Origin of the sequence: Micromonospora deserti (assembly GCF_003236335.1) — a bacterium.
Classification (GTDB): Bacteria; Actinomycetota; Actinomycetes; order Mycobacteriales; family Micromonosporaceae; genus Micromonospora; species Micromonospora deserti.
The window spans coordinates 1-10,074 of sequence record NZ_POUB01000223.1; the positions used below are offsets into that span (position 1 = coordinate 1).

At 76.1% G+C, this 10,074-nt stretch carries 13 protein-coding genes and 1 riboswitch; of the genes, 10 read left to right on the forward strand and 3 right to left on the reverse strand.

All coding sequences use genetic code 11. The annotated features are described in order from the left end of the window. The 8 genes from C1I99_RS24205 to C1I99_RS24240 form a co-directional block, all read left to right on the forward strand. Positions 1 to 1,434 (forward strand): TadA family conjugal transfer-associated ATPase (locus C1I99_RS24205; protein ID WP_111136505.1); only part of this gene is annotated, 1,434 nt, incomplete at its 5' end. Then, positions 1,395 to 2,342: a type II secretion system F family protein gene (locus C1I99_RS24210; RefSeq protein ID WP_111136513.1), complete on the forward strand. Its 948-nt coding sequence runs from the start codon at positions 1,395 to 1,397 to the stop codon at positions 2,340 to 2,342. The genes C1I99_RS24205 and C1I99_RS24210, both read left to right, overlap by 40 nt. Further along, positions 2,342 to 3,211, forward strand: a complete 870-nt coding sequence (locus C1I99_RS24215) for a type II secretion system F family protein (protein ID WP_111136514.1) — start codon at positions 2,342 to 2,344, stop codon at positions 3,209 to 3,211. Before C1I99_RS24210 ends, C1I99_RS24215 begins: the two co-directional genes overlap by 1 nt. A gap of 25 nt (positions 3,212 to 3,236) precedes the next feature. Then, a complete protein-coding gene (locus C1I99_RS24220; RefSeq protein ID WP_111136506.1) occupies positions 3,237 to 3,431 on the forward strand; it encodes a hypothetical protein in 195 nt (64 codons plus the stop codon). A gap of 70 nt (positions 3,432 to 3,501) precedes the next feature. Continuing rightward, complete coding sequence (locus C1I99_RS24225) at positions 3,502 to 3,900, forward strand: TadE/TadG family type IV pilus assembly protein (RefSeq protein ID WP_233512682.1); 399 nt, start codon at positions 3,502 to 3,504, stop codon at positions 3,898 to 3,900. Beyond that, positions 3,885 to 4,364 (forward strand): TadE/TadG family type IV pilus assembly protein, encoded by a 480-nt coding sequence (locus C1I99_RS24230; RefSeq protein ID WP_233512680.1) that lies wholly within the window; start codon positions 3,885 to 3,887, stop codon positions 4,362 to 4,364. The genes C1I99_RS24225 and C1I99_RS24230 overlap by 16 nt, the downstream gene beginning before the upstream one ends. Further along, entirely contained in the window at positions 4,361 to 4,837 is a 477-nt protein-coding gene (locus C1I99_RS24235; RefSeq protein ID WP_111136508.1) for a pilus assembly protein TadG-related protein, read from the forward strand. Before C1I99_RS24230 ends, C1I99_RS24235 begins: the two co-directional genes overlap by 4 nt. A 14-nt stretch (positions 4,838 to 4,851) precedes the next feature. Further along, a complete protein-coding gene (locus C1I99_RS24240) occupies positions 4,852 to 5,901 on the forward strand; it encodes a LysM peptidoglycan-binding domain-containing protein (RefSeq protein ID WP_111136509.1) in 1,050 nt (349 codons plus the stop codon). Positions 5,902 to 5,956: 55 nt separating this feature from the next. On the opposite strand, the gene C1I99_RS24245 is transcribed toward C1I99_RS24240, so the two are convergent. After that, positions 5,957 to 6,808, reverse strand: a complete 852-nt coding sequence (locus tag C1I99_RS24245) for a Rieske (2Fe-2S) protein (RefSeq protein WP_111136510.1) — start codon at positions 6,806 to 6,808, stop codon at positions 5,957 to 5,959. A gap of 121 nt (positions 6,809 to 6,929) precedes the next feature. Then, complete coding sequence (gene bluB / locus C1I99_RS24250; protein ID WP_111136511.1) at positions 6,930 to 7,559, reverse strand: 5,6-dimethylbenzimidazole synthase; 630 nt, start codon at positions 7,557 to 7,559, stop codon at positions 6,930 to 6,932. A gap of 37 nt (positions 7,560 to 7,596) precedes the next feature. Continuing rightward, positions 7,597 to 7,795, reverse strand: a riboswitch (cobalamin riboswitch). A gap of 77 nt (positions 7,796 to 7,872) precedes the next feature. Between bluB and C1I99_RS24255 the strand changes: the two genes are divergently transcribed. Next, entirely contained in the window at positions 7,873 to 8,787 is a 915-nt protein-coding gene (locus C1I99_RS24255) for an EamA family transporter (RefSeq protein ID WP_233512681.1), read from the forward strand. A 46-nt stretch (positions 8,788 to 8,833) separates the two neighbouring features. After that, complete coding sequence (locus tag C1I99_RS24260; protein ID WP_111136512.1) at positions 8,834 to 9,598, forward strand: crotonase/enoyl-CoA hydratase family protein; 765 nt, start codon at positions 8,834 to 8,836, stop codon at positions 9,596 to 9,598. Between the two features lie 53 nt (positions 9,599 to 9,651). Here C1I99_RS24260 and C1I99_RS24265 read toward each other — a convergent pair. Then, positions 9,652 to 10,074 (reverse strand): oxidoreductase dimerization domain-containing protein (locus C1I99_RS24265; protein ID WP_499877949.1); only part of this gene is annotated, 423 nt, incomplete at its 5' end.

Sequence of the window (10,074 nt, forward strand, 5' to 3'; positions counted from 1 at the left end):
GTTCGGGCGGCGGCGCCGGTCACCGCGCCGCCGCCCGAACCGCCGCCCCGCCCCCGGATCGACTTCCAGGTGGTCCGCGAGCTGCGCCGGGAACTCAGCGAACGGCTCACCGGCTGGCAGCGCGGGCGGGAGTTCACCCCCGACGAGGAGGACGTCGAGCGGGCCCGGCTCGCCGTGGCGGTGGTCGCCGGGTACGCCGACACGGTCCGCCGGGCCGGCACCCCGATGGCGGCCGGCGAGGAGCGGCTGCTGCTCGACCAGGTGACCGCCGAACTGGCCGGGCTCGGCCGGCTACAGACCCTGCTGGTCGACGAGACCATCGAGGAGGTGCACATCCTCGGCTGCGACCAGGTGCGCATCACCCGGCACGGCGGCGGCGTCGAGTGGGCCGAGCCGATCGCCGACAGCGACGACGAGCTGGTGGAGATCCTCCAGGCGGCCGCCCGGCGGGCCGGGGCCACCGAACGCTCGCTGTCCACGTCCAAGCCCACCCTCGACCTGCAACTGCCCGACGGCAGCCGGCTCGCCGCCGTGTTCCTGGTCAGCCACCGCCCGTACGCGGTGATCCGCAAGCACAACACCCTCGACGTGAGCCTGGACGACCTCGCCGGCGGCCGGGCCGACCTGGACGAGATGATCGACCCGCTGCTGCGCGACTTCCTCCGCGCCTCGATGCGGGCCGGGCTGAACATCATGGTCGCCGGACTGGCCGGGGCCGGGAAGACCACCGTGATCCGGGCCCTGATGGCCGAGATCCCGGCCGACGAACCGTACGTGCTGCTGGAGGAGAGCCGGGAGCTGCTGCCGGCCCGCCGGCGGCTGCGGCACCGGGCGGTGATGAGCTTCGAGGCCCGGGAGGGGCACGGCGAGCGCGGACCGGACGGCCGCCCCGCCGGCGAGGTGAGCATCGCCGACCTGATCCCCGTCTCGCTGCGGATGGGCGTGCTGCGGATCATCGTCGGCGAGGTTCGCTCCCGGGAGATCGTGCCGATGCTCCAGGCGATGACGACCAGCCGGGGCTCGATGTGCACCATCCACGCGCGTAACCCCGCCGGGGTGAGCGAGCGGATCATCGAGCTGGCGCTGGCCCACGGCCGGGAGATGACCGTCGACCAGGCCCGCCGGATGGCCGGCAACGCTCTCGACCTGATCGTCTACGTCACCGTCGAGGACGAGACCGCGATCGGCGGGCGCAAGCACCGCTTCGTCTCGCACGTCGAGGAGGTGATCGGGGTCGGCGACGGCAACCGGATCACCACTACCGAGGTGTTCGGGCCCGGGCCGGACGGGCGGGCAGTACCCCGGCACCTGCCCGAGCGGGTCCGCGACGAACTGCTCCGGGTCGGCTACGACGCCCGGCTGCTGAGCCGGTGGGTCGAGGCCGGCACGGGAGCCTGGCGGCGGCCCCGGCAGACCCGGCTGGGCCGGCGGTGACCCCGGTGCCCGGGAACGTCGAACTCGTCGCGGTGGCCTCCGGCGCGGCCTGCGTGGCCGGGCTGCTGCTGGCCGTCGTGGCGCTGGTCGGCACCCGCCGCCCGCCGGGCCCCGGCCCGGGCGCGGGCCGAGGGCTCGCCCGGCTGTGGAAGGGCTCCGGCGCCACCGCGCGCGACCAGCGGGCGCACCAGGCCCTGCTGGTCGCCGCGCTGGTCGCCGGGGCGCTGGCCTTCCTGGTCACCGGCCTGCCGGTGGTCGGCCTGCTGGTGGCGGTGGCGGTGCCGGGCGCCCCGTGGCTCTTCTCCGTCGGCCGGGCCGAGCAGCGCGCGATCGCCCGGATCGAGGCGGTCGGCGAGTGGACCCGGCGGCTCAAGGACGTCTCCGCCACCGGCCAGGGACTCCAGCAGGCGATCATCGGCACGGTCGCCACCGCCCCCGAGGAGATCCAGGAGGAGGTACGGCTGCTCGCCGCCCGACTCCAGGCCGGCTGGTTGGCCCGCCCCGCGCTGCTCGCCTTCGCCGACGAGATCGGCGACCCGGTCTGCGACCAGGTGGTGGCGGCGCTGATCCTGCACCTGACGGACCGGGGGGAACGCCTCGGCGACGTGCTCGCCTCGATCGCCGGCGCGGCCTCGGCTGAGGTCGCCACCCGCCGGGAGGTCGAGGCGAAGCGTACCCAGCCCCGGTTCGCGGTCCGCTTCCTCACCGGGATGACCCTGGCCACCATCGCGTACGGGCTGCTCAACACCGAGTACATCCGCCCCTACGGCACCCCGTTCGGGCAGCTGGTGATGGCGGTACTCGGCGCGGCCTTCATCGCCCTGCTGGCCTGGGTGCGGTCGATGAGCCAGCCGCGGCGGCCGGCGCGTTTCCTGCCGCCACCCGACCTGCAGGAGGCGATCGCGTGATCCTCAACTGGCAGCTCGCCATCGCGGTCTGCGGCGGGGCCACAATCGGGCTCGGCCTGTTCCTGGTGGTCCGCGAGTTGGTGCCGGCGGCTCCGGCGCTCGGACCCGCGCTGCGCCGGCTGCACCAGCCGCCGGGCACGGGCCCGCTCGCCGCGCCCGCCCCGCCGCGGCTGGAGTGGCTCACCGGGCTGTCCCGCTGGCTGCGGCCACCGCACCGGCAGCTCGCCCTGATCGACCGAACCCCGGAGCAGTACACCCTCTCGCTGCTGCTCTCCGCGCTGGTCGGGCTCGCCGCGCCGACGCTGCTCAGCGTCAGCCTGCTCGCCGTGGGCGTCCGGCTGCCGGTGGCCGTACCGGTGCTCGGCAGCCTCGGCCTGGCGCTGCTCTGCGCCCTGCTCGCGCACCGGGCCGTGCTGGCCAAGGCGGAGGACGCCCGGGACGAGTTCCGGCAGGCCGTCTGCACCTATCTGGACCTGGTGGCGCTGCAGCTGAGCGCCGCGCACGGGCCGGTGCAGTCGCTGGAGCGGGCGGCGGCCGTGTGCGACGGCTGGGTCTTCGACCGGATCTCCGAGGCGCTGCGGATCGCCCAGATGCAGATGCACTCGCCCTGGGACGAGCTGCGTGAGTTGGCCGACCGGCTCGGCATCCCGGAGCTGGGCGACGTCGGCGCGATCATGCGCACCTCGGGCAGCGAGGGGGCGCAGGTGCACGAGACCCTGAGCAGCCGCGCCGACTCGCTGCGCGACCAGATCCGCACCGACAACCTGGCCCGGGCGGAGGGCGTCACCGGCCGGCTGGACATCCCTGGTGCGCTGCTGGTCTTCGTCCTGCTCGGCTTCGCCATGTACCCGTTCATCGCCCGCCTGTGACACCGACCCCGAGAAGGAGTACGCCATGTCCGTCCTCACGTACCTGCACGTCGTGGCGACCACACGCCTGACCGAGCTGCGCCGCGACGGCGAGCGGGGCGACAGCCCGGTACCCACCGCGGTGATCATCTTCGGTCTGGTCGCCGCCGCGCTCGCGGTCACCGTCCTAGTGAAGTCCCGGGCCGAGAACTGGATGAACGCCGTCCCGACCGCGCCGTGAGCCCGCGACCGTGACCCGACACCCGAGCGCCGGCGACCGCCGGGCGGCCACCCCCGTCCGAGGCCGGCGCCTGCCCGCGACCTACCGAGGCGGCGGTGGGGATCGGGGCGCAAACCCGGTGGAGCTGGCCGTGGTGATGCCGCTGATCCTGGTGCTGATCTTCGCGTCGATCCAGGTGGCGGCCTGGTTCGTGGCCCGCTCGACGGCGCTGAACGCGGCGCAGAGCGCGGTCAACGCGCAACGGCTGTACCAGGCGCCCGACGGTGCCGGGGAGGCTCGCGCCACCCGCTTCCTCCGCGCCGCCGGCGGCTGGCTGGTCGGCTGGGACGACCCCGGCCCGAGCTGCGTCACCAACGCGACCGAGGTGAGCTGCACCGTGCGCGGTCGCTCCCTGTCGGTGGTGCCCGGGGTCAGTTTCCCGGTGCGGCAGACCGCGCACGGGACGGTGGAACGGTGGACCGTCCCGTGACCCGGGCCACCGAGCGGGGTTCGGTCTCCGTCGAGGCGGCCGTGCTCGCCCCCGCGTTCATCGCCCTGATCGTGCTGGCCGGGGTGGCGGGGCGGACCGCCGTGGCGGCGGAGGCGGTCGAGGCCGCCGCCCACGACGCGGCCCGCGCGGCGTCGATCTCCCGGGACGCCGGGGACGCCCGGACGCGGGCCCGCGACGCCGTTCGCCAGCAACTCGACTGGCGCGCGCTGAACTGTGCCGGCACCCCGGAGGTCACCTTCAGCGGCTCGGTGGGCGGCCGGGCCACCAGCTTCGACGAGGCGTTCCGCAGCCCGCCCGGGCAGGACGCCACGGTCACCGTCCGAATCGCCTGCACCGTCTCCTACCGGGATCTGCGGCTGCCCGCCCTGCCCCGGATGCCCGCCGGTGACCGGGTGTCGGCGAGCTTCACCTCCCCGCTGGACCGTTACCGGAGCCGGGGATGACCGCCGTCCCCGGCGGCCGCCCGCCGGTCCGCCGCGCCCAACCCCCCGGTGCGGTGGACCGGCGGGACGCCGGTCGGGTCAGCGTCTTCCTCGCGGTGGCGATGCTCGGCGTCCTCGCCGTCATCGGTCTCTCCTTCGACGGCGCCGGGCAGCTGCGCACCCTGCAACGGGCCGACAACCTCGCCGCCGAGGCAGCCCGGGCGGGCGGCCAGGCCATCGACCGGGCCACCGCCATCGAAGGCGGACCGAAACGGATCGACCAACCCGAGGCCCGCCGGGCCGTCGCCGGCTACCTCGCGGCGGCCGGCGTCACCGGTCACACGGTCAGTTTCCCGGTGGTCGACGGCGAGGCCCTCGTCCAGGTCCGGGTCACGATCACCTACCGGCGGTCCCTGCTCGGCCTCTTCGGTTTCGACGACACCGTCACCGTCTCCGGTGAGGCGACCGCGCGGCCGCTGACCGGGGCACCGTAGGAAGGAAGGCAGCCATGGCCGCATCGAGTCGTTCCGTCGTCCGGCGGACCGGACGGGTCCTCACCGGGTTCGGCGCGCTCGCCGTGCTCTGCGGGGTGCTGGTCGGCGCGCCGCTGGCGCTGCTCGGCCTCGCCGGCAACCCGCTGCCCGACCACCTGCCCACCATCGCGGAGGTGGGCGCGGTGCTGACCAGCCGCGACGACGGCCGGCTGTTCCTGCGCGCGCTGGCGCTGGCCGGCTGGTTCGGCTGGGCGACGTTCGCCCTCTCCGTCCTCGTCGAGCTCGGCGCGCAGGCGCTGCGCCGCCCGGCGCCCCGGCTGCCGGGGATGAGCCGGCAGCAGCGGGTGGCGGCGGCGCTGGTCGGGTCGGTGGCGCTGATCGTGGCGGCCAGCCCGGCGGCGAGCGCCGCGACGGCGGCGGCCACCCCCGCGTACGCGCCAGCGCCGGGCGCTACCGCGCCGCTGGTCACGGCGGCGGACGGCGGCACGACACCGGTCTACCGGGCGGCGAAGGGCGACTACCTCGGCGAGGTGGCCGAGCGGTACCTGGACGAGTTCGGCGACTACCGCAGATTGGCCACCCTCAACCGGCTGGCGGACCCGGACCGGATCCGCCCCGGGCAACTGATCCGGTTGCCCGACGAGGCCCGCGACCGGGGTACCCGCCCGCACGCCACCGGTCGCCTCGTCGCCCGCCCGGCGGCGTCCACCCCGGGCCGGACCACCCCGGCCGTGCCGGAGCAGGCCGTTCCGGCGGCCCCGGAGCAGGGCGGCCCGGAGCAGGGCGGCCCGGAAGTGCCAGAGCAGGCCGCGCCGTCCGTCCCGGAGCGGATGGCGCCTCCGGCGGCCGAGGCGCCGGACGGCGGGGCGCCGCCGATGACCGTGGGCGCGGCCCGGGCCGGCGAGCCGGACCGGGTGAACCGCCCGCTGGCGGTCTCCGCCGTCCTGGCGGTGGCGAGCATCGTCGGCGCGCAGATCGGGGCGGTACTCGGCCTCCGCCGCCGCCCGGCCGCCGTCCAGGCGGGCAGCCGCCCGGCCGCGACCGGCCGCCACCGGCGGGACTGACGACGGCACCGGGGCACGGCAGCTCGGGCAGGCCGGCCCGGACGGGGCAGCGGCGTCAGGGCAGGCGGGTCTCCAGCACGCCGGCCCGCACGCGGGTCGGCAGCACCTGCTGGTCGTTGCCGGACGGCCCGTGCACCACCTCGCCGCCGTTGAGCCGGAACGCGCTGCCGTGCCACGGGCAGACCACGCAGGCGTGCCCGTTGATCTCCTGCACTTCGCCCTGGCCGAGCGGGCCGCTCTGGTGCGGGCAGCGCTCCAGCATCACGGTGACGTCGTCGCCGTGCCGATAGAGGATCACCGACACGTCGTCGACCTCACGGGTGACCAGTTGCCGCTGCGGCAGGGCCGCCATGTCGGCCAGCGGATGCCACCCGCCGCTCATCCGGTGCAGCTCCGAGATGCTCTGGTTGACCTGCGCGCCCTGCTTGTACGCCAGGTGCCCGCCCAGGTACGCCCCGGCGCTCGCGGCACCGAGCCCGAGCCAGCCGAGCGTCCGGCCGAGCCGGTGCCGGCCGGTGAACCGCGCCGCCAGCGAACCGGCGTAGAACGCCAACCCGACGCTGTTCGACGCGGCGTGCACCAGGCCGATCCGGCGCTGGTCCCGGGAGAGCGCCGCCCAGTCGTTGAGCCCGGCGACCGCCGACGGCAGGGCGCTGGCCGTGCCGACCGCGGTCAGCGTGGTGGCGGCCCGGCGCTGCCCGGGCAGCAGGTCCAGGATCGCCGCGCTGATCCAGGCGCCGACCGGCACCTGCACCATCGCCGGGTGCAGCGGGTGCCCCAGCGGGACGCCGTGCAGCAGGTCCCGGACCCGCTGCGGACGCAGGGTCGCCTGGACGGCCCGCTGCAACCGGTCGCCGACCCGGTCCAGCCTCGAAGCCTGCTCGATCTTCGTCAACAGTGCTCGCACAGGTACCGACTTCCCGGCAGGCGTGGTCGCAAACCGGTCGGAGGTGACGGATCGGCCGCCGTACGTGCGGAAGGCCCCGCTGGAGGCGAACCGGGCGGGCGGCTTACGTATCAGACCTGACTCAGTCGTCGGTCGCACCCCAGCGGTCGCTGTGCACCGCGTGGGCGAGCGGTCGCGGCTGCCGCCAGCCGTGCCGGGCCAGGTCGGGGACGGACTCCAGGTGGGTGACCGGCCCGAGGCAGAGCCAGGCCACCGGGCGGACGCCGGCCGGGATGCCGAGCAGCCCGGCCAGCCACGGTTCCCGGTAGAACGACACCCAGCCGACGCCGAGCCCTTCGGCGGTGGCGGCCAGCCAGAGGTTCTGGATGGCCAGGCAGACCGAGTAGAGGCCGGTGTCGGCGATGGCGTGCCGGCCGAGCACCGTGGCCCCGCCCCGGGCCGGGTCGTAGGTGACCACCACCGACAGGGTCGACTCCAGCACTCCGTCGATCTTGATGCGGGCGAACCGCTCAGCCGCCGCCCCGTCGAGGGTGGCCGCGAAGGTGTCCCGCTCGGCGCGGACGTGCTCGTGGAAGCGCCGCCGCAGTTCCGGGTCGCGGACCAGGATGAAGTCCCACGGCTGGGAGTAGCCGACGCTGGGTGCGGCGTGCGCCGCGTCCAGCACCCGGTGCAGCGCCTCCTCGGGCACCGGCGCCCCGGTGAACTGGGCGCGTACGTCCCGACGGCGATGGATGGCGTGGTAGAGATCCACAGGCAGGCTCCCGCTGCGCTCGGCCCACGCCGCAGGCGTGGGCACCGGACGCGAGGCCGGTCTTCGGACTCCCGGATCGACGCCTGCCGTCCGCCTTCCCAGCCCATGGCGGGCCAGTGGCTGCGCGTCGCGCGTGGACGGTGGCTCCCCGGTCACCGCGGCGGGCCCGTGCCGGATTCGCACCGGCTTCCCGATTCTCCCCGCTCGCGCGGGGCACCTCACATGATCGTGCCGACAGGCATGCTAGCGCCCGGAGCACCGGCGGGCGGAAAACCGGTGGCCGGCCGGGCGGCCCCCGGCCACCGTGGTCCGGGTGTACGCACTCGCCTCCCGCCCGCTGCCGGCCGGCCACCCGGCCAGGCTGACCGCCGCTCTCGGCCGGCCCCGGGCCGTACCGCCACCGCTGCTGATGCTGCTCGGCATGCTCTCCACCCAGGTCGGGGCGGCGGTCGCCAAGCAGCTCTTCGGCAGCACCAGCCCGGGCGGCACCACAACCCTGCGGCTCGGTTTCGCCGCGCTGATCCTGCTCGCCCTCACCCGGCCCGGGCTGCGGCTCGGCTGGCGTGCCGCCGGGCTGGTCGGGGCGTTCGGGCTGGCCCTGGCGCTGATGAATCTCGCCTTCTACGCGGCCCTGCACCGGGTGCCGCTCGGCGTCGCCGTCACCATCGGATTCGCCGGGCCGCTGCTGGTCTCGCTCGCCGGCAGCCGCCGGCTCACCGACGTGGCGTGGGCGGTCCTGGCCGGCGGCGGGGTGCTGCTGATCGGCGGGTTCGGCGGCGCTGGCGTCGACCCGGTCGGCCTGCTGCTCTGCGCCGCGATCGCGGCCGGCTGGGCGGGCTACGTGCTGCTCGGCAAGGCGGTCAGCGAGCGGGTGCCGGGCACCCGGGGCCTCGCCCTGGGGATGGCGGTGGCCGCGCTGGCCGTGCTGCCGCTCGGGGTCGCCGGCAGCGGCGGGGCGCTGCTCGACCCGTGGACGCTGGCGCTGGGCGTGGCCGTCGCGCTGCTGTCGTCGGTGCTGCCGTACTCGGCGGAGCTGTCCGCGTTGCGCCGGATGCCGGCCCGGGTCTTCGCGGTCCTGCTCAGCCTGGAACCGGCGATCGGTGCGCTGGTCGGGCTGCTGCTGCTCGGCGAGGTGCTGGCCGGGTGGCAGGCGGTGGGGGTGGCCTGCGTGGTGGGCGCGGCGCTCGGCGCCACCCTGGTCCGGCCGAACCGCGCGGCCCGCCGCTGACCGGGCGGCCCTGGCGCGCGGCACCGTCGCCGGGCATGCTGTCCCGATGGGGGTACGCGTCGAGCGCGCCGCGGCGGTAACCACGGTGATCCTGGACCGGCCGGCGGCCCGCAACGCCGTCGACGGGCCGACCGCCAGGGCGTTGGCCGACGCGTTCCGCGCCTTCGACGCCGACCCCGCCGCGGCGGTGGCCGTGCTCTGGGGCGCGGGCGGCACGTTCTGCGCCGGGGCCGACCTGAAGGCGATCGGCACGCCGAGCGGCAACCGGGTCGAGGCGGAGGGCGACGGCCCGATGGGCCCGACCCGGATGACGCTGGGCAAGCCGGTGATCGCCGCGATCTCCGGGTACGCCGTGGCCGGCGGCCTGGAGCTGGCGCTCTGGTGCGACCTGCGGGTCGCCGAGTCCGACGCGGTGCTCGGGGTGTTCTGCCGGCGCTGGGGGGTGCCGCTGATCGACGGGGGCACGGTGCGGCTGCCCCGGCTGATCGGCGAGAGCCGGGCGATGGACCTGATCCTCACCGGCCGGCCGGTGCCGGCCGAGGAGGCGTACGCCATGGGGTTGGTGAACCGGCTGGTCGCGCCGGGGCAGGCCCGGGCGGCGGCCGAGCGGCTGGCCGCCGAGATCGCCCGGCACCCGCAGACCTGCCTGCGCAACGACCGGGCGTCGGTGCTGGCCACGGCGGGCCTGCCGGAGCCGGCGGCGCTGGCCACCGAGCTGGCGTACGGCATGCATTCGCTGGCCACCGACGCGCTGCCCGGCGCGGCCCGGTTCGCCGCCGGCGCCGGCCGGCACGGCGCCGGCGCGGACTGACCCGCCGGAGCCGGCGGGCGCCGCCGGGTCCCCCCGCGGCGCCGTCAGGATCGCTACCTCAGGTTGCGCAGGGCGACCTCGATGGCGCGGTGGAACGTGGGGTACGCATAGATCATGTGCCGCAGCTGGCCGAGCGGAACGGCCGCGTGCACCGCCACCACCAGCCCGGAGAGCACCTCGCCGCCAGCCGGGCCGACCGAGGTCGCCCCGATCAGCACCCCCCGGTCGGCGTCCGCGACGACCTTGATGAAACCCTCGTTGCCGACCTTGTGGATCCAGCCCCGCGCCGACGACGGCAGCTCGGTGAACCCGACCTGCACGTTGATGCCCCGCTGCCGGGCCTGCTGCTCGGTGAGCCCGACCGCGCCGACCTCCGGGTCGGTGAAGGTGACCCTGGGCAGCGCCCGGTAGTCGGCGCGCGGCACGGTGCCGGCCGACCCGCTCGACCCGCTGGCCCCCAGCAGACTGGCCACCCC

Bases quoted from the DNA above. Each gene is read 5' to 3' on its own strand.
- C1I99_RS24220 (WP_111136506.1), top strand. From the start codon at position 3,237: ATGTCCGTCCTCACGTACCTGCACGTCGTGGCGACCACACGCCTGACC.
- C1I99_RS24235 (WP_111136508.1), top strand. From the start codon at position 4,361: ATGACCGCCGTCCCCGGCGGCCGCCCGCCGGTCCGCCGCGCCCAACCC.
- C1I99_RS24240 (WP_111136509.1), top strand. From the start codon at position 4,852: ATGGCCGCATCGAGTCGTTCCGTCGTCCGGCGGACCGGACGGGTCCTC.
- C1I99_RS24260 (WP_111136512.1), top strand. From the start codon at position 8,834: ATGGGGGTACGCGTCGAGCGCGCCGCGGCGGTAACCACGGTGATCCTG.